The sequence below is a fragment of the Streptomyces sp. NPDC049541 genome, from assembly GCF_044465725.1.
GTDB lineage: Bacteria > Actinomycetota > Actinomycetes > Streptomycetales > Streptomycetaceae > Streptomyces.
On sequence record NZ_JBITLY010000017.1, the window covers coordinates 123,881 to 141,952 of the forward strand.

General features: G+C 65.2%; 13 protein-coding genes. 8 read left to right on the plus strand and 5 right to left on the minus strand.

What is annotated here, in order from left to right; translation table 11 throughout:
* Positions 1 to 48: 48 nt before the first annotated feature.
* Together ACIBW9_RS39665 and ACIBW9_RS39670 are read left to right on the plus strand one after the other, a co-directional pair.
* Complete coding sequence (locus ACIBW9_RS39665) at positions 49 to 1,491, plus strand: DNA phosphorothioation-associated putative methyltransferase (RefSeq protein WP_398962852.1); 1,443 nt, start codon at positions 49 to 51, stop codon at positions 1,489 to 1,491.
* Between the two features lie 59 nt (positions 1,492 to 1,550).
* On the plus strand, positions 1,551 to 2,402 hold the full coding sequence (locus ACIBW9_RS39670; RefSeq protein ID WP_398962855.1) for a hypothetical protein: 852 nt from the start codon (positions 1,551 to 1,553) through the stop codon (positions 2,400 to 2,402).
* Between the two features lie 110 nt (positions 2,403 to 2,512).
* On the opposite strand, the gene ACIBW9_RS39675 is transcribed toward ACIBW9_RS39670, so the two are convergent.
* The 5 genes from ACIBW9_RS39675 to ACIBW9_RS39695 form a co-directional block, all read right to left on the minus strand.
* Entirely contained in the window at positions 2,513 to 3,313 is an 801-nt protein-coding gene (locus ACIBW9_RS39675; protein WP_398962858.1) for a phosphoadenosine phosphosulfate reductase, read from the minus strand.
* A gap of 230 nt (positions 3,314 to 3,543) precedes the next feature.
* Positions 3,544 to 4,176 (minus strand): hypothetical protein, encoded by a 633-nt coding sequence (locus ACIBW9_RS39680; protein ID WP_398962860.1) that lies wholly within the window; start codon positions 4,174 to 4,176, stop codon positions 3,544 to 3,546.
* 178 nt (positions 4,177 to 4,354) lie between these two features.
* A complete protein-coding gene (locus ACIBW9_RS39685; protein ID WP_398962863.1) occupies positions 4,355 to 5,266 on the minus strand; it encodes a phospholipase D-like domain-containing protein in 912 nt (303 codons plus the stop codon).
* Positions 5,263 to 7,122 carry an ATP-binding protein gene (locus ACIBW9_RS39690; RefSeq protein WP_398962866.1) on the minus strand — a complete coding sequence of 620 codons (1,860 nt, stop codon included), beginning with the start codon at positions 7,120 to 7,122 and terminating at the stop codon, positions 5,263 to 5,265. Before ACIBW9_RS39690 ends, ACIBW9_RS39685 begins: the two co-directional genes overlap by 4 nt.
* Positions 7,119 to 8,738: a DEAD/DEAH box helicase gene (locus ACIBW9_RS39695; RefSeq protein ID WP_398962869.1), complete on the minus strand. Its 1,620-nt coding sequence runs from the start codon at positions 8,736 to 8,738 to the stop codon at positions 7,119 to 7,121. Before ACIBW9_RS39695 ends, ACIBW9_RS39690 begins: the two co-directional genes overlap by 4 nt.
* 416 nt (positions 8,739 to 9,154) lie before the next feature.
* Between ACIBW9_RS39695 and ACIBW9_RS39700 the strand changes: the two genes are divergently transcribed.
* The 6 genes from ACIBW9_RS39700 (at position 9,155) to ACIBW9_RS39725 (ending at position 18,022) form a co-directional block, all read left to right on the plus strand.
* Positions 9,155 to 10,339: a cysteine desulfurase family protein gene (locus tag ACIBW9_RS39700; protein ID WP_398962872.1), complete on the plus strand. Its 1,185-nt coding sequence runs from the start codon at positions 9,155 to 9,157 to the stop codon at positions 10,337 to 10,339.
* Between the two features lie 64 nt (positions 10,340 to 10,403).
* Positions 10,404 to 11,516: a DUF4007 family protein gene (locus ACIBW9_RS39705; RefSeq protein ID WP_398962875.1), complete on the plus strand. Its 1,113-nt coding sequence runs from the start codon at positions 10,404 to 10,406 to the stop codon at positions 11,514 to 11,516.
* Positions 11,513 to 15,094: an ATP-binding protein gene (locus ACIBW9_RS39710; RefSeq protein ID WP_398962878.1), complete on the plus strand. Its 3,582-nt coding sequence runs from the start codon at positions 11,513 to 11,515 to the stop codon at positions 15,092 to 15,094. Before ACIBW9_RS39705 ends, ACIBW9_RS39710 begins: the two co-directional genes overlap by 4 nt.
* Positions 15,091 to 15,927 (plus strand): phosphoadenosine phosphosulfate reductase family protein, encoded by an 837-nt coding sequence (locus ACIBW9_RS39715; protein ID WP_398962880.1) that lies wholly within the window; start codon positions 15,091 to 15,093, stop codon positions 15,925 to 15,927. Before ACIBW9_RS39710 ends, ACIBW9_RS39715 begins: the two co-directional genes overlap by 4 nt.
* Before the next feature lie 237 nt (positions 15,928 to 16,164).
* Entirely contained in the window at positions 16,165 to 16,677 is a 513-nt protein-coding gene (locus ACIBW9_RS39720) for a hypothetical protein (protein WP_398962882.1), read from the plus strand.
* Positions 16,678 to 16,711: 34 nt separating this feature from the next.
* A complete protein-coding gene (locus ACIBW9_RS39725; RefSeq protein ID WP_398962884.1) occupies positions 16,712 to 18,022 on the plus strand; it encodes a DNA sulfur modification protein DndB in 1,311 nt (436 codons plus the stop codon).
* The last annotated feature ends 50 nt before the right edge of the window (positions 18,023 to 18,072 follow it).

Genomic DNA, 18,072 nt, shown 5'->3' on the forward strand with positions numbered 1-18,072 from the left:
GTTTGATGCTGTCGCATGCTGGCCCGTCCGTGGAATCAGGGGACGCCGATGACGCAGCAACTTTGGGGCAGCCAGAGGCATCGGACCGCCATCGGCCGTGTCGGCCTCTCGCTACCGGCCCGTCGTGCAGTTGGCGACCTCCAGTTGAAACCAGACACAGGAGTACTGGACTACGGGTGCGGACGCGGTGGGGATGTACGGGCATTGCAGAACCTCGGTCTTGATGCCGTGGGCTGGGACCCGGTGCATTTCCCCGATGGGCGGCGTGGGGCTGCCGAGGTGGTCCTCCTCACCTATGTCCTGAACGTCATCGAGAATCCCGTCGAACGACGAGACACGCTCCTCCATGCCTGGGAACTCACCAAATCCGTGCTCGTGGTATCCGCGCGGTTGAGGTGGGAGCGCAACCAGATCAAAGGTGCGGAGTACGGCGACGGCATCCTCACTCAGCGCCGTACCTTCCAGCACCTCTACGCCGCCGGAGAGCTTCGCGACTACGTTGAAGAGGCTACTGGCGTCCGCTGTGTGTCGGCGGCGCCGGGCATTGTCTATGCCTTCAAGGACGATGCGGCCCGCCTGAGCTACCTCGCCCGCCAGGTCGCCCCTGACGGGGGCTGGCTGGCGTCCGAGGACACCGCCTCGGCGATTACCTCGGTCGTTGCTCACCTCGAACAGCGGGGCCGGATGCCCCAGCTTGAGGAGATGCCGCAGCCCATCATCAGCCTCCTCGGCCACCTTCGCCCTGCTGAACTGAAGCGCCTTGCCGAGCAGGAAGCCGACCCTGTGAAGGTAGAAAGAAGTGCCGAACGAGGAGCCCTCGATACGCTGCTGTTCCTCGCTCTGGAGCTGTTCCATGGCCGAGGCCCCGTGAGCAGTCTGCCCCTGCCCGTCCAACTGGACATCCGCGCGTTCTTTCCCTCGTACACCGAGGCGTGCCAGCGAGCCGATCGCCTGCTGTTCAAGCTGCGCGATGACGCATACGTCCGTCGCGCGATGAACGGATCGATCGCCGGCAAGTTCACCGCGACCGCCCTGTACGTGCACCGTCGGGCACTTCACAGGATCCCGGCCGTGCTGCGTCTGTACGAGCAGTGCGCGAGCATCGCTGCCGGCCGCCCTGGCGAGTGGTCCGTCGTCAAGCTCCGCCATCAGGGCCGCGGCGTCAGCTGGCTCGACTACCCCGAGTTCGACACGGACCCCCATCCGCGGCTCGCGGCGTCGTACGCGGTCGACCTGAAGACACTCAAGTCCTCGTTCACCTCGTACGCGGACTCCACCAACCGTCCCCTGCTGCACCGTAAGCACGAGTTCCTTGCTGAGGACGATCCCGACGCACCCAAGTACCGGAGGCTCACGGAGGCCGAGGTTCGCGCCGGCCTCTACGAGAGTCCGCACCTGATCGGCACGGAAGAGGGCTGGGCGCGCGAACTTGTACGCTGCGAGCGGGAGTTGCGAGGCCACCGGCTCGTACGCCGCAAAACCAGTACCTGAGCATCGCACCGGTTCTCGGCACCGGGGCGAGTGTCAGTGCCGTGTGCCACGCTCCACCCATGACCACAAGCCGGATGGAGGGCCCCTGCCTGCCCTCATACCGCACGCTGTCCACCCTCGCGCTGTCCGAGCCCGAGGACCACGTCCGTGAACTCACCGACTGGGTGGAGCACGCCTCCGCCGTCACCACCCTCCCCGGGGCGCAGAACAGCTGGGACACGGCCTACAAGTGGCTGCGCCTCGCCCAGGGCTTGCGCACGGTGACGTTCGACATGTCCTATGACGACGGCGGCATGTGTTCGGCGGGCCTCGACTTCGACGCCGTCTGGACCGAGATGATGGAGGCGTGGCAGCAGCACCAGATCCGTCTCGGCTACCTGCGCGCAGCACTTGAAGGATTCGTCCGGCTGCTGCACCCGGGCACCATGGAGCCTGGACTGGCCGTCGAGGCCGCGGAACAGCGGCTGCACCATCACGCCGCCGCATGGCCAGTGCACGCTCGCGCGGTCGCCGACCATCTGCGGACGCATGCCCCTGACGGGGGGCCAGGCGCCGGCACGCCGGTGGCGGCAGCGGTGGCCCAGGCGATTGCCCTGCACGAGATGGCCGTCCGGGGCCGTGCCGCCATCCCCGAGCCGGACAGCGACGTGGACGGGAAGGTCTTTCCCACCGGGCACGCCGAGGTCTGCGTGCTCAAGGAAGCCTCCACAGTGTTGCTGCTGGGAATCCAGCTGCTGATGGCGGCAGCGGTGAAAGAGGACCGCGTTGTTGTCTTCGACGACAAGTACCTTCTCGACGGTATGTGGATTCCCGACGCCTCAGGCGGCAGCCGCTGGGTGGATGAAGAGATGCCCTACGGCGAGTACCTCGCCGTTCTCCACCTTCACCCCGGCGAGCCGCCCGAGCTCTGATTCCGCCACCTGCAGTGCCCGCGGCGGCCACGTCGGCAGCCAGGGGCAAACGACGGATGGGCCCGAAGCCATGGCTTTGAGCCCACCCGTCGTGGCCTGCTCGGCACGTATCAGGTCATGCACCAGCCTGAGTCGCATGCCCCCTCATCCTCATCGGCGTCAGCTTCCCCCGGACTCTCATCGGGGATGGCTTGAGTGAGCGGGATCCCGTACCTCGTGAGATACACGGCATCCCGCCCGAGTGCGGTCCGCCGCCGGTTGATCGTCTCCTCCAGCCGGACCGACTGAGCGAACAACTCGGGCTCGTGGCGACGCTGGTGGCGCCAAGCGTCGACGGTGCGGAAGGGGCAGAAGAAGCAGGAGCTCTTGGGCGGTACCGGCAGGCCGGCCTCGGCGATGATGCGCTCGCAGTCGTCCCGGCGGAGCCCGAGGTCGAGGAGGGGGTATTCGATGACCTCGTGGGCTTCTCTCCGCCGGCGGTTGGCGCGATGGAGTTCGTCGAGCGATATGCCGATACCCACCACAGCCGGGTGATCTGTGGCGGCTCCGTTCTCCCGGAGCCACCGTCCGATCACCTTGATCTTGAAGTCGGCCGTGCAGTTCCGTCGGCCCGGAGCACCGTTAGCCATGCGCACCGGGATGGGGATCGAGCGGGTGTCCGGCCGATTCAGACGCTGCATGAGCGTTTCGGTGGCTCCGTCGCGCCGACGCCGCTTGAGCTCGTGCACCTCAATTCCGGCGCGGACGGCGTACGGGATGGCGATCTTGCGGACGTAAGTGAGCGTTGCAGGGTGCTCGCTGTCGTCCCCCACGTTGGCGAAGAGGAAGGTGCGAAAGTCGACCTCTCCCCGGGCGGCCAGTACGAGCAGCGCCGTTGACTGGACCCCGCCGCCGTAGGAGACGACCTTCATGGTGCAGCTGCTCGGCCGGTGTTCGGGATCGGCGGAAACGGCTTGAGGCGCGGAATGGGTTGGGTCGGCGTAGTGGGCTCCAGCGGCATGCGGCAAGATCGACATATGAGAGATAATATGGATGAGAAACCAGGCGATCAAGTGTTTCTCTCGCAGCTGTCGGCGAACACAGCAGGCAGCCAACTGGGCGCTGATCCTGTAGGGCTGTGCTGAGTGGGTGGTGAAGTTAGTTAGGGCTGAGGCTTGATGACGACGGAATAGCCCTGAGCCAGAATCGATGTGAGGAACTCGCCGGCGGCAGTGTGGTCGGCACTGGTGAATGTCCGTGCGACAGGCACTGGTTCTCGCGTCGGGCGCGCGGCGGGGGCGCTGGTCCTGCGACCGCGAGGTTTCTGGGGGGCGCGCCGACCCTCGCGGAGCAACGTAATCTCGGAGGAGACCGTGGTCCGCTGCCGCTGCCGCGCATCCTCCAGGATGGTCTCCAGGAGCCACAACGGCGAGCCGGAGAGGACCAGGTCGGCCTCGGCGATCTGGTGTCGGTTGCGCCATCGGGAGATCGTCTGCCGGTCACAGGCGAGGATGCGGGCTACCTCCTGGATGCCGAGGATCGTAGGCAGGTGCTGCTTGTCCCTGACCGCGTGGCCATGGGGGATGTCGGCCTTATATGCGGCCAGCCGTTCCTGGGCGATTTGGCGGTCGCCTACTCCACCGAGTCGCAGCACTGTGGCCAACAGCCAGTAAGGATTCCCGGAGGCCAGCAGATCGGGCGTGGGCAACGTCCCATCGGTCCGCCACTTCTGCGATGTCTGCCGTTCGATGCCGAAGATGGCGGCGATCTCCGCGTGACCGAGCAGATATGGCACGCATCCCGTTGCCATGCCCTCTACCCTCTCTGTCGTCGCAGTGGCTGCCGAAGGTCTGCCGCATTGCGCCAGCCTGGCCCAAGATATCGCGAGCGTAGGCCCCGTATGTTGGAGCCGCCCTCGGTGCCCGTCAGGCGCCGAGGGCGGCTCCCGTCGCCTACCGTGGCGTCTCAAGCCGTCAGATGATCTGCTTCCCCTGCCTGATCTCCCACGGTCCGGTCGGTACCAAGTGGACCTCGTCGAAGTACCGTAGCCACTCGGCGATGGTCTCGACGGTGCGCTGAGCCTGCTCTTCTGTGTAGGCGCCGCTCCTGACTAGCTCGTCCTTCGCGTCATCCAGGCGTAGACGGCCGGCCTCGTTCAGCTCGCGGAGTTCCGGCAGTTCGTGGAGGCGGGCACGGATGGCGACCGCGAACTCCTGTTCGGACAGGCCGGGCGAGATGTCGAGCTCGGCGAGATCACGGAGTACACCGGCGAGGACGTCCTTGCCGATGTTGCGGTGCCGCCCGCAATACACCCGGTACAGACGTTCCGGGCGTCGTGTCTCGGGCAGCCAGCGGGCAGCCCGGGTCTGCTGCCCGGGGATCACGATTCTGGGGGCGTCCTCGTCACCCTGGAGAAGCTCTGCCTGCTCACGTAGTTGCTGCGCTAGCTCGAGCGTTGCTGGCACCTCGCTTTGATCGATTGCGGCGAGCACTCGCCGCACTGCCGGGTGCGCGGTTTCAGTCTCCAGGAGCAGCTCGATGTTGGCCTCTGGGACGAGACCGGTCGCCTTCCCGGTGAGGTTGGCTGAGCCGACCAGGCAGCGAGTGTCCGCGGCGTATAGCTTGGCGTGCAGGTTGTGGCACAGCCGTATGCGGACCCGTCCGTCATCGACGGCAAGTTGCATGATCTCAGGGTCCGAGACGCCGGCGGCAATCTCCGTGACAGACCACCGGGTTACGCAGCTTATGTCGGTGACGCTGGCGGGGATGGCCTCGAGCGCTGCCCGAAACAGGTTCTTCTTGATGAAGGGGGCGACGATGACGACGCGCTGTCTCGCTTTTCGCAGAAGCTGCTCGATCTGCTGCCAGACGTGATCGTCCGTCACTCGTCATCCTCGTCATCAGGTGCGAGGAACTCACGGGCGATACGGCCCCAGTCCTGCCGCATCTGCTTGGCTCGAGCGCGGGGCCTGTCGGGCTGCTCGTCTTCGTAGCGGGCCCACGACAGCAGTAGGAGCTTGAACGCGTTGGCGGCAGCGACGAGCCGTTCGCCGAGCTCTTCCCGACTGGCATTGTCGAGGTCCTGGTCGAGAACAGCGATGAGGTCGCTGTAGGCCGGGTGGTCCATATTGAGCGAGACCTGCAACACGCCCGGGATGAACTCGACGTTGAAGAATGCGGGCGAGTCGGGGTTTCGGCTGGTGAGGAGCTGGACGTGGCGGTTGTTAGCCTTGGTCTCCGCAATGATGCGCTCGGCGTCGGCTGGGGTGTATTTGTGGACGTTGACGAGGCTTTCCAGCTGCTGTTGTTGGCTCTCTTCCTCGGTCGTCTGCTCCGCAAGCTGGTCGGTGAAGCTCGGCTGGGTCTCCTCTCGCCGGCGCCGCAGGGCGTGCTCGGCCTTCGCCTCGACCTCCTCGTGCCGCTTTCTGTTGGACCTGGTCCCGCGGGTCTGATCGGTCAGGTGGGCGCGTAGGTTGCCGAGCAACTTCTCGCGGATGTAGTAGACGATCTCGATCAAAGGCAGGCGGCGGTCGCCCTCTTCGCGGAGCTGGTCGCGGAATTCTTCGAACGAAAGCCCTGCCGCCTCCTCCCTCCAGTTGAAGCTGGACAGGCTGGAGAAGATCGTGGCGGCCTGCTTGTTGTTCGTTACGCCGAACACCTCGTCGAGTTGAGGCGGGAAGTCGATTTCGACACCCCACCATCGCTCGACTGGGTCGTAGGAGTTGGTCCAGCTTGAGTCGAGGTCGAGCTCGCGATCCGCCCGGATGAGGGAGATTCCCAAGTTCTTGGCGGCGTGCTTACCCCATTCCGTCCTGCCAGGGTCGAGAGTGGGTGAGACGTCTTCGGGCCACTCCTCATTGGAGATGTCGGGGCGCCGAGCAGCGTCGACAGCAAGGGATGCTCGCACCAAGACGGGGTACTCTGCGCTGTCCATGCCCTTGACCATGAACCGCTCGACGCCGATCTCGCCAGCGTTGCCGCCTCCATGGGGGCGGAACATGGGCTTGGTGTCGAACGGTGGTGGCGTGGAACTCGGCACCGTGAGATAGAGCGGATCGTTGGGACGTGCGTCGCGCTCCCCCTCGAGTGGGAACCATCCCCGCACGGGTACGAGTCGGATGCGCGTTCCTTTGGTGATCAGACGTCGATAGATCCGGCCGATGAGGCTCTCGGTGTTGGCGAGCGTCGCCTCAGCTCCGCGCCATTGCACGCGCTCGAGCTGCGTCCACTGCACCAGGGTGCCCGTGGGGCCGAGAGCATGCGACAGGCGTTGCCAGTCTTCCGGGACTGGTTCGGCCTTGGGCTCGGGCACCTCTTCGAGGCCGGCGCGCAGTTCCGCGAGATCGAGGTAGGTGTGGAGAGCGTTGTCGGGTCCGTTGATCCACGACCAGACGTCGACGCGGTCGCACTGGGAGATGCTGGAGTTGGGGAGGCCGACTCCAAAGCGCCCGATGCCTTTGCGGTGTTGTCGTGTTCCGGCGCCGAAGCGCAGGGATTGCCTGAGCGTCTCGGCGTCCATCCCATGGCCGTTGTCGACGACGGCTATCGTCTCCACGCGGTGCCGAGCACGCTCGGAGGGTCGGTGCGTCCCCTCGACGACGAAAAGCTCAACGAGGTTGGCGCCAGCCTCGATGCCGTTGTCGATCAACTCAGCGATGGCGTGGGCGGTCGATTTGTAGCCGCTGTCCTGCAGAGCCTTGACCGTCAGGTCGGAGGTGACGATCGAGTACTTGGATGTCATCGGGCCTTCCATACGTCTTCCCAGTTCGTGAACGCCTCCGCCACGTCTCCGAAACCGGGCAGTTCCGGGTCGACGACGGTGACTACTTCGCAGGTGGGGGTGCCGCCCGCCTTCGGCCCTCGGATGACGCGGCCCACCATCTGGCTGTAGAGCACCAGGGAACGGGTGGGGCGAGCGATGACTGTGGCACTTGCAGCAGGTGCATCGAAGCCGGTTGTGAGCACTCCGAAATTGGACAGGATCATGGGCCTCGTCCCTGGCCCTTTGAATCGGCTGATCACCCGGTCCCGGTGACGGGCAGACGATTCTGCCGTGACTTGGTCTGCGTCCATCCCGAGCATGGACAAAAGCGCTGTGATCAGCCGACTGTGCTCTACGGAAGCAGCGAACAGTAGGACGCGCCGGTGCTGCGCAGTCAAGTCGAGGGCAGTGCGGACGACTTGTAGGTTCCACTGCACGCTCTCGGCGAGCCGATCGATGAACAGGTCCGGTACGTCGAACGACGCTGAGAGGTGCCTCCGGTCCTGCGCACTGAGTGTCATGCCAGACTCCGCCGCGACGGTGCGGAAGGTCGGGCGGGCCAGATAGCCCTGCTCGATGAGGGCGGTGACGGGGTTGTCATACCCTTCGATCTCCAGCATGACCTTCTGACGGGCGAAGAGGTCCGCGAGTCTCTCGTCCTCGGTGATGTCGGCCCAAGTACGACCAGGCGTGGCCGTTAGGCCGAGCAGGCTGGAGTCGCTTCGCAGTGTCAGCGCGTCGAGGACCCTCCGGTAGGTGGGGGCGATCGCCTGATGCGTCTCGTCGAAGACGGTCAGGGTTGTCCGCACGGCCAGGCGGTCTAGGAAGGTTTGATCGGCCTTGGCTGCGGCGCCGGCCTTGTCGAGGCCCAGGATGACGATGCCGTCGGTGATGCCGTCCAGCTCGGTTGGGGTGTCGCCCCACATCCGTACGACTGTGACTTCTCTGTTGCCGAGGGCTGCCCAAGCGCGCTCGAATTCCAGCGCTGCCTGCTCGAGCAGCTCTTGGCCTCGGGCCAGCCAGACGACCACCGTCGGTTCGTTATGCCGCAGGTGGTCGCAGACCAGGTCCATGCCAGTGCGGGTCTTGCCGCCTCCGGTTGGCAGGTGGAGCACGGTCCGCCGCTCCCCGGAGTACAGCAGACGGCGCACCTTGCTCGCCGCGGTCCGCTGATATGGGAAGAGGCCGTAGGCCGACTCCACGCGCCGGAGCGAGGACACAGGAGCCTCGGGTGCGCGTTCGACCACCAGGCCGAGGAAACCGTGAAAGGTTCTGCGCTGCTCGGGGGACCAGGGTAGGCGCGCTAGAAACGTGGCCGCCGGGGTGCTGCCGGCGCGACCTAGCCGTCCTGCGAGTTCCTCCTGCTTTCCCGGCGGCAGCAGCCGCAGCAGTTGTGCGCGTTCGTCGGGATCAGCTACGAGCCGTTCGGCGGAGACTGCGGAGGCGGCCACTGCGCGGAGGGCATCGTCGTCCGCTTTGCTACCCTTCAGCAGCTCCAGCAGCTCACATACGTGCTCGCCTACCAAGTGCCGCACGTAATCGATCGGGGCCAGGTCGAGGATGGCCCGGAACGCCATACCGGGCGAGTCGATCACGTCGCCCCCTCCCGCACGCCCGGCCGCGAGAGGCCCCCCTGAGCGAAGTGCAACCGTCCTACCCTCCCCTAGATGCCGCCGTGTTCGACTTCTCACCTGCATATGTGGTGCCAGTCGAGTTAACCCTAGACCTCCGTACCGACAACGTGGGCCGCTACGGCTGATTTTGCGTTCAGTCCCGGCCGTGCACGCACGCAACCTCCTGCCAGGCTGCGCAGGCGGCAGGGGTAGATCTCGTGTCGAATGTATGTTCGTATTTGTTGGGTGGCCCACACCCGTGGCGTGCCAACGCTTGACTTTGGTCTCCTCCGCCTCCGGGGGCGGCTAGGATCTCAGTGCACTCCTGGCGGAAGAAGAAGCTCCGACGAGCGAAGGCGCCAGGAATGAGCTTAGGTCCGTTGAACGAGGGGGCACATATGGCGGAGCAGCCCGAAGGGGTCGACATGATCTACCTCGACTACAACGCCACCGCGCCACTGCGCCCGGAGGCGCTCGACGCTACCTTCGCCGCACTCGGGAGCGTCGGCAACGCCTCAAGCATGCATCACGCCGGGCGTGATGCCGCCACCCGGGTAGATTTGGCGCGCCGTCAACTCGCCGCGCTTCTCAACTGCTCTGCTGGGGAGATCATCTTCACCTCCGGTGCAACGGAGGCCAATAACCTCGCCCTTCGCGCGGCATACGCCCGCGGTGGCGTACTGGTGACCACTGCGGTAGAACACCCGGCCGTGCTCGAGGTGGCCCGAGCGATCACTGACGGAACCCCCGACGCCCTCGTGATCCTGCCGGTGGACGGAGACGGCGTTGTCGACCTGGCGAAGCTGGACGAGGCGCTGGAGAAGACTGGTGAGCGCGGAGCCGCCCTGGTCTCGGTGATGCTCGCGAACAACGAGACCGGAGTCCTCACCGACCTGCAGCCCGTCATCAGGGCCGCGCACGCCGCCGGGGCAATGGTACACACCGACGCCACACAATACGTGGGCCGGCTGCCGCTCGACCTCGACGAGCTGGACGTCGACCTGCTCTCCTTGTCCGCCCACAAGTTCGGTGGACCGCAGGGCGTAGGTGCCCTGTTCGTTCGCCGTGGCATCTCGTTGCCGTATCACCCCCTCCTGATCGGCGGAGGGCAGGAACGTGGCTGGCGTGCGGGCACGCTCAACGTCGCAGGCATCGTCGGGCTCGGGGCAGCCGCCGAAGCCGCCCGCCTTAAGATGCAGGACGAGGCCGCTCGGATCACCGCGCTCCGCGGCGAGCTGGAAGCCGATCTGTTGGCCCGGGTGCCGGGCTGCCGGATCAATGGTTCCAACGCGTCTCGGCTTCCAGGTGTGATCAGCGTCACTTTTCCGGGGGTGCCTGCCGACGCCGTGCTGGCTGCAATGCCTGAGGTTGCGGCCTCGGATGGTAGCGCCTGCGCTTCGGGGGCGCCAAGCCCGAGTCATGTCCTGCTCGCCATGGGCCGTAGCCGTGAGGAGGCGGACTCCACCGTCCGGTTCTCACTCGGTTACGCAACCACGTACCGAGACATTGAGCGAGGCATGGAAGCCGTCGTGGATGCAGTTGCGAAGATCCGCTCGGTGATGGCTACCGACGCCGAACCGTAAGCAGCGCTCGGCGCTGACCCCCTGCTGCCCGTGAGCTCCACGAACCTGGAAAGGCCCCCTACACATGTCAGACAGTCGGCTTGCCGAGGCCGTCGACCTCTACTTCAATCGGCATGAGACGTTCGCCCCACGGTTCGGTTGGTTGCACAAGGCGTACATGCAGGTCAAGGACGTACCCGGCGTCTTCTACCAAGAGGACGCGCCCGTTCTGCTCGGGGTGGGCAAGAACATGGTCAACGCCATGCGGTACTGGTCGCGGGCGTTCAAACTGACCAAGGAGTATGCACACAGCGATCCCTCGGCCCGCGCACTTCTGACCGCGCCGACGTGGCGGGCGCGCTGGCTGCTCGATGAAGACGGTGCTGACCCTTATCTGGAGGACACCGGGAGCCTGTGGCTGTTGCACTGGTGGCTGCTGTCATCCGAGCCTGAAGCCAAGTGCCAGGTGCCGAGCTGGTACATCATCTTCAACCTCGCCGCGCGTTCCCGCGCGACCGCGGAGGAGATGGAGAGCGTCATCACGCGCTACGTCAACGAGAACTTTGCGGCGAATAAGCGGCCTGCGGCGGAGTCCATCAAACGTGACGTGGACTGCATCATCAAGATGTACGCGCAGGACCTCGAGGCCAACCCTCTGTCTCCGGGTAGCTTCGAAGATCAGCTGATGTCGCCCTTCAAGGAGCTTGGCCTGCTCGAAGGCCGGGGCAAGGGCAAGGACCGCACTTGGCGTTTCACCAGCGGTACCCGTTCGAACCTGCCCGCGGCGGTTCTGATCTATGCCTGCCTGGATTACGCCTCGCGGCTCTCCACGAAGGCCGGCCAGATCTCTCTCGCCCGGCTCGCCAGTGAGCCGGGTTCCCCGGGACGGGCGTTCCGCATGAGGGAACCGGAGCTGACCAAGGCCATCGAAGCACTGGTGGGTAGTCATCCGGATCTTCAGATCGTTGAAGCGCTCGGTCAACGCAGCCTCGCTTATGCGAAGCCACCTCAGGAGTTGGCCTGGGATGTTCTGGACGAGTATTACGGCCGCGTGCGGGAACGCGATGGCTTCCCCACCCCGCAGGAGTGGCTTCGCAAGCACCCGGGGCTCGTCGGTACCGCGCCCAAGAACACACGCAAGACGGCTCCTCGCCAGGTTGAGGAGTTCGAACTGAGCGAGGAGAGCATCGGATCATGACCGAGAACCGTGCCCAGCTCCCGGCCGGCATCGCCTTGGTCGGATCCGAACTGCGGTCCACCAACCTCGAACGCGATGTGCGTGAACCCCACCTCAACGCTCCTTACGTCGGAGCACGCGCCCTTGACGTGCTCGAACGCCTCGCCAACGCAATCGAGAACCCCCGGCGTACTCGTGCGTGGTCGTTCACCGGCCCTTACGGTTCGGGCAAGTCCACCTTGTCGAACCTTATCGACGCCCTCCTCGGACACGACAAGACCCGCCGAGCTGAGGCGGACAAGGCGGTGGCCGCAAGCAACCCCCACACCGCGGCTCGCCTGGGTCAGGTGCGTGACCAGGCTGCGGAGCGTGGTTTCCTCGGCGCGGTCGCCACTGCTAGTCGCGAGCCGCTTGCCGCGACCATCCACCGTGCCCTGCGGACTGCCGCAGAACGCCGGTGGAAGACGCGGCTTCCCAAGGCCATTGACCAAGCATTCGCGGTGTGCGCTGAGAGCGCGGTGCCGACGGCCGAGAGCCTCATGGACGCGGTCGCCGTGCTGTGCGATGCCGCCCCGGTGCTGCTGATCATCGATGAGTTCGGCAAGACGCTGGAATACCTCGCTGCTGCGGGAGATACCGGTGACGCCGACAGCGACGTATTCCTGCTCCAGATGCTCGCGGAGAAGGGCGCCGGTCCTTCGGGCCTGCCGCTGTTCATGCTCACTCTGCAGCACCTGGCCTTTACCGACTACGCTGCTCGCTCTAGCAGCGTGCAAACTCAGGAGTGGGCCAAGGTCCAAGGCCGCTTCGAAGACATCACCTTTGGTCCAAACCTGGGCGACGCCGTCCACCTGATGCGACGACGCCTCGACCTCAGCCAGGTCCCTGAACGAGGCCGCACTCTCATCCAGTCCCAGGCAGAGGCTGCCGCGGAGGCCTGGATGCTGCGCGGACTCAACGCTGTCGTCGACATCTCCCCGCAGATGTTCGCCGACTTGTACCCGCTGCACCCTCTAACCGTCGTCGCCGCACCGCTCATTGCCTCGCAAATCGGACAGCACGACCGCAGTCTCACGGGTTTTCTCGCTAGCGACGAGCCCAACACGGTTCGACGCTCCTTGGAGGCGCTCGCCTCCGACAAGCCAGAGCGTGCTTCCACCATCCGCCTGCCTCAGCTGTACGACTACTTCTTCGCCTCCGGCCGCACCACCATCCTGGCCTCTTCCAAGGCAAGCCGCGCGCTGGAGATCGACATGCGGCTCAGCGAGGCCCACGGGCTAGCTCCTGAGGACCAGGATGTCCTCAAAGCGATCGGCATCCTCAACCTCATCGACGCTGACGGCCTGCTGCGAGCCACACCCTCTTTGATCCACTTGGCGCTGCAGGACCCAAGAGACGCTTCTGACTCCGAGCGATACGCCGCCCTGCAAGACCGTCTCGGCAAGCTCGTCGAGGATGGGTTCGTCGTCCACCGCGAGTACAGCAACGAGTACCGGGTCTGGCAGGGCACCGATGTCGACATCGACGCGCGGGTCAAAGAGAACGCCACCCGGGTCAAGCCGGCCGACGTCGTGGCCTACCTCAGCAAGCACCTCGGTGCCGTGCTTCCCGACGCGGTGGTGGCTGGCAAGCACAGCCAGCAGACTGGCATGCTCCGCTACTTCGTCACCGACGTCAGCCCCAGAGGCGAGAAGATTGACGGACCTGAGGTCGTCAAGGACGCGGCAGACGGTCTCATCGCCTTCCACCTAGGTCCACTCGACACGTTGCCGGCTGTCAACTCGCCCCTGCCCGTGCTGGTCGGCACCACCGAACATCCGGAGCGGGTCCTGCAGGCCGGCATCGAGCTCGTGGCACTCGAGGAACTCCTCGACGACGACACGATCGACCATGTCGCCTCCCGAGAGATCACCGAACGCGCTGCCGAGATTTCCCAGAGCATCGGAACCATGCTCGACGAGGCGTTCAACCCGCGAAGCTCTCACTCCACCTGGCGCCTGTGGCACGTAGGCACCGAGGCCGGAAACGCTCCTGATGCAGTCATCGAGGCCCGCAGCTACTCGAGCCTCGTCTCCCAGGCATGCGAGCGCGTCTACCCCTTCACCCCCAACATCCGCAACGAGATGGCCGGCCGCCATCAGCTCACGAGCAACGGCGCCCGGGCACGCCGGGAGCTGCTCACCGCGATGATCCAGCGCTCCGGCCTCCCCCTTCTCGGATTCGATGAGAAAGGCTACTCGGCAGAACGCGCCATGTACCACGGCGTTGTCGAGTACCTCGGCCTGCATCGCTTTGCTGGTGAAGCCAGCAGCGGAGGCGCGACGGACAGCATTCTCACCCACGGCATCGCGCGGCCGGACCCCGAGAAGAACTCCAGCGTCATGGCCGTCTGGGAGGCTCTCGATGACGCGCTGACCGGTGCCAAGCGGCCCACGCCCATCGTGGACATCTACCACCAGCTCATGGCGCCGCCCTACGGTGTCAAGGCTGGAGTCGTGCCCACCCTCGTGGTCGCCTCCCTGATCCTGCGCGGGGAAGACATCGCCCTGTTCGAGGAGGGGAACTATTGCCCGCGCTTGACCCCGGAGATCGCCGAACGCCTCAACGTCCCCTACCCCGACCGCTTCACGGTCAAGGCAGTGCCGGTCGGCCGCGGACAGCGCCGGCTTGTGGTCAATGGTCTCGCCAAGGCTCTCAAGGTCGACGTTCCGCGCTCGCGTTCGGCGCGCAACCCGCTCCTCCTCGCGGTCACACGCACCGTCCTGGAGCGTGTGATGGTCCTCGACCCTTACACCCGGCAGACGAGGAGACTCAGTGCGCAGGCCCTGGCGATCCGCGGCCTTCTGTCGCGTGCAACCGACCCGGACGACCTGATCTTCACCTCCCTTCCCAAGGCGCTCGGATACCCAGCGATCGGTGCAGACACGCCCAAGGACGAGCAGACCGCTCAGGCGTACGCGGCCGCACTTACCACGGCGCTTGACGACCTGTCCGGCGCGGCCGGAGCCCTGCGCCAGGAAGTCGCTGCGACGCTCGGCAAGGAGTTCCGCCTGCCCTCAGGTATCCGGGAGCTGAGGGTCGGTCTTACCGAGCGCCTGCGAGGCTTCGCCGAGGCCCCCCTGGAACTCAGCCTGCAAGGCTTCGTTTCCCGGGCCCTCAACGAGAATCTCCCGGACGAGGACTGGCTCGACCCAATCGTCATCCGCCTTGCGAACAAGGCCCTCGGAGACTGGACGGACGCCGATGCCGAGAGCTTCCCCCGCAAGGTCAAGGAGGTGGCCCGCGCCCTCGACCGCGTCGGACACCTCTACGACGTACGTCAGACCCCTGTTGCCGACCAAGAGGCGGCGCCCCCGGCGCAGCAGATCGAGACTCGCCTTCTGACACTCACCACTCCGCAGGGCACCGAGGAACGCGCCCTCATCCACGTTCCCAAGCAGTCGCGCCACACTGCTGACGAGCTCGTTGTCAGTGTCATCAGGCAGGCTGAAGAGGCACTTGGTCCCGACGGAGCCCGCATCCTGCTCGCCGCCCTGGCTGAACGCCTTGCAGCGACAGACGGCGATTCCGTGCCCGCTAGGAAGGAAGGAATGCTGTGAGTTCTAGCGACAACTCCGACAGCAACAAGCGCCACGTGCTCGGTCTGTCCGGGGGCAAGGACTCCTCCGCCCTCGCGATCTACATGCGGGATCGCGTCCCGGACATGGAGTACTTCTTCTGCGACACAGGCGCCGAGCTACCCGAGACCTACGAGTACCTGAACCGACTCGAGGCCGCCGTCGGCAAGCCCATCGTGCGCCTCAACGCCAGCCGAGACTTCGATCACTGGCTCGAGGTTTACCAAGGCACCCTTCCCAGCCCCCAGATGCGCTGGTGCACGAAGAACCTCAAGATCAAGCCCTTGGAGGAGTGGGTCGGCGATGACGATGTGATTTCGTACGTCGCCATCCGCGCCGACGAGAACCGCCTCGGCTATGTCAGCACCAAGCCCAACATCACAGCGGTCTTCCCGTTCCGCGAGGATGGCATCGATCGTGCCGGTGTCGATCGCATCCTCGACGAAGCTGGCATCGGCCTGCCTGATTACTACGAGTGGCGCACCCGCTCCGGCTGCTACTTCTGCTTCTTCCAGCGCAAGCACGAATGGGTCGGCCTCCGTGACCGGCACCCCGACCTGTTCGAGAAGGCCATAGCGTACGAGGAGAAGGTCAACTACCGGCACACCGCTATGCAGGACCGGCAGTACACGTGGTCCCAAGGCGAGTCCCTCCACGAACTCATCGCCCGCCGCGAGGAGATTGAAGCCAAGCACCAAGCAGCCCTCGAACGCGCCGCCAAGCGAGTCAAGCCGAACCGCCCGCTGCTGGAGATCCTCGCTGACGCCCACGACGAGGACGACGACGAAGCAGGCTGCGCAGTCTGCCACCTGTAGTACTGGCGGTAAGGACCCAGAAGCCCTTGGTGCGTGACGGGATGTCACACATCAAGGGCTTATTTTCTGTCTGCAGGCGGCACATGTCAGAGGCGCGTGCAAGGATGCCTCTCGTGATTCTCAAGCGCAGCGGGACCAGCTTGCGGCATGACGACGCCTGAGCCCCTCATACGCTCCGTCATCCGGCACAGCGTCGAGAGTAGCCCTGCCCTGGAGATCCAGTTAGGGATAGCTCCGATGCTGGATGTCCCTGCGCACAAGGTGCTGCAGGACGATCTAAGAGCGGACGCATCGCCATGGGAAGCGCACGTCGCGGCTGAGAGCCTGACAGACGTCCTCCCCGAACAACCCGGCCTGTACATGTTTGTGTGGCGGCCTTCCATCCGGCTCGCCATGGCCGACGATTCCCAGAGCAGCTTCCACCAGGTGCTCTACATCGGGCAGGCCGGCGGATCCGGCCAGGGTGGCAACACGATCCGGAACCGGTTCAAGGACTACCGAAAGCACCTACGCGGCGACCCCGAGGCTCTGTGGACGCAGGAACCGCCCACGGCCAGGGCCGCGAGGTTGACTCACTACCTTGCTCTGCGCCCGCTGGAGTTCTGGTTCGCCACCGTTGAGGAGCGCTCCAAGATCAAAAACTTGGAAAGCCGCTTGATCAACCTGTACAACCCCCCGCTCAACAGCCAGAACCGTCCACGGCTGCGCGCGCGGGTCAGCACCATCCCGCGCCCAGCCCTTCGGCCCTGACCCTTGTCCTGTCCAGCCCGATCGAGGTACTCCCATGCCGTCCAAGACCTTCGTCCCTGCCTTCGAAGCCAAGGTGGGCACCTGGACCTACTACTCCTGCCTAATGAGCTACGCCCAGGTGGCCCGAGAGATCAACTTTGCCCACGAACTTGGTGGCAATCGCGATCTCGGCACCATGATCCAGCGCGGGGTTGGCGACCGAACCGGGCAGATCACCGAATACCTGCTCACCAACGAGAACAGGTTCCTCGGCGCCATCATCGTCGCCGTGTGGGGCGGCAACGCCAACTACCTCCCTCTCGAGATGGACTCCGACGCCGAGAACCAGGCCGTGCTTGCCGGTATCGACCGTAACTTCGGCGTCCTCACCTTCGACGGCACGCAGCAGTTCTTCGCGCTCGACGGGCAGCACCGCCTCAAGGCCATCAAGGACGCGGTCAAGCGGAACCCCGAGCTCGGCGCCGAGGACATCAATGTGATCGTCGTGCCGCACTTCGACACGCCCGAAGGGCGTCAGCGTACTCGGCGCCTATTCACCAACATTAACCGCAACGCCAAGAGCACAAGCGCACAGGAGAACATCGCCCTCGATGAGGACGACAGTTTTGCCATCCTCACCCGGCGTCTCTTGGACGACCACCCGTTCCTGAGCAAGGACAAGGTCGTCCTCGTCTTCAGCAAGGTCGGCGACGAGGGGAAGATGGTTCTCGCGCAGCGCTCGATCGGCCCGGGAAGCCCCGCCTGGAGCACCATCGGCGTGCTCTACGACATTGTCAAGGAGATCGGCTTCGATCTCCCCTGCACAGCAGACCAGTCGAAGCAGCGTGTGACCGACGAGCTTCTCGATCAGAGCTACACGGTCTTGGCCCGCCGGCTCGACGATCTCCTTGATGTCTGCGGGAACCTGCGCCAGCGCTACTTCGCTGCCCAGGCTCCGAAGGACGTCCGCGCTCCGAAGGGTCGGGAGGGCTCAGGGCACCCGCTCATGCGTCCCGCTGTCCAGGCGACCGTCGCCAAGGCCGTCCGACACATCCTTGAGCAGGAGTTGCTCGAGTGGGACGACATCATGAAGCGGCTCGCGAGCCTGGACTGGCGCATGGTGGCGGCGCCGTTCTCCGCCATGTGGATCGATACCCCAGATGGCCGGGCCAACGGCAAGATGGCCAGTGGAAAGGACCACCTGCAGCTCCTGTACAACCTCCTCATTGCCCACCTGGCACCGCGAACCAAGGTCCAAGTGTCCAGGGCACTTCGGATGTACGCGGACCTCAAGAAAGACAAGTACCCGGTTGCCATGGACGATCTGGTCGCCCTCATTCCCGGCGATGTCGACGTGGCTCAGTAACTGTCCTTCGCGGCCCGCGTGGAGCGCAGCCACCAAGCACATGGGTTCGC

Coding starts and splice junctions, on each gene's coding strand:
- ACIBW9_RS39665 (WP_398962852.1), top strand. CDS start 49: ATGACGCAGCAACTTTGGGGCAGCCAGAGGCATCGGACCGCCATCGGC.
- ACIBW9_RS39670 (WP_398962855.1), top strand. CDS start 1,551: ATGACCACAAGCCGGATGGAGGGCCCCTGCCTGCCCTCATACCGCACG.
- ACIBW9_RS39675 (WP_398962858.1), bottom strand. CDS start 3,313: ATGAAGGTCGTCTCCTACGGCGGCGGGGTCCAGTCAACGGCGCTGCTC.
- ACIBW9_RS39690 (WP_398962866.1), bottom strand. CDS start 7,122: ATGACATCCAAGTACTCGATCGTCACCTCCGACCTGACGGTCAAGGCT.
- ACIBW9_RS39700 (WP_398962872.1), top strand. CDS start 9,155: ATGGCGGAGCAGCCCGAAGGGGTCGACATGATCTACCTCGACTACAAC.
- ACIBW9_RS39705 (WP_398962875.1), top strand. CDS start 10,404: ATGTCAGACAGTCGGCTTGCCGAGGCCGTCGACCTCTACTTCAATCGG.
- ACIBW9_RS39710 (WP_398962878.1), top strand. CDS start 11,513: ATGACCGAGAACCGTGCCCAGCTCCCGGCCGGCATCGCCTTGGTCGGA.
- ACIBW9_RS39720 (WP_398962882.1), top strand. CDS start 16,165: ATGCTGGATGTCCCTGCGCACAAGGTGCTGCAGGACGATCTAAGAGCG.
- ACIBW9_RS39725 (WP_398962884.1), top strand. CDS start 16,712: ATGCCGTCCAAGACCTTCGTCCCTGCCTTCGAAGCCAAGGTGGGCACC.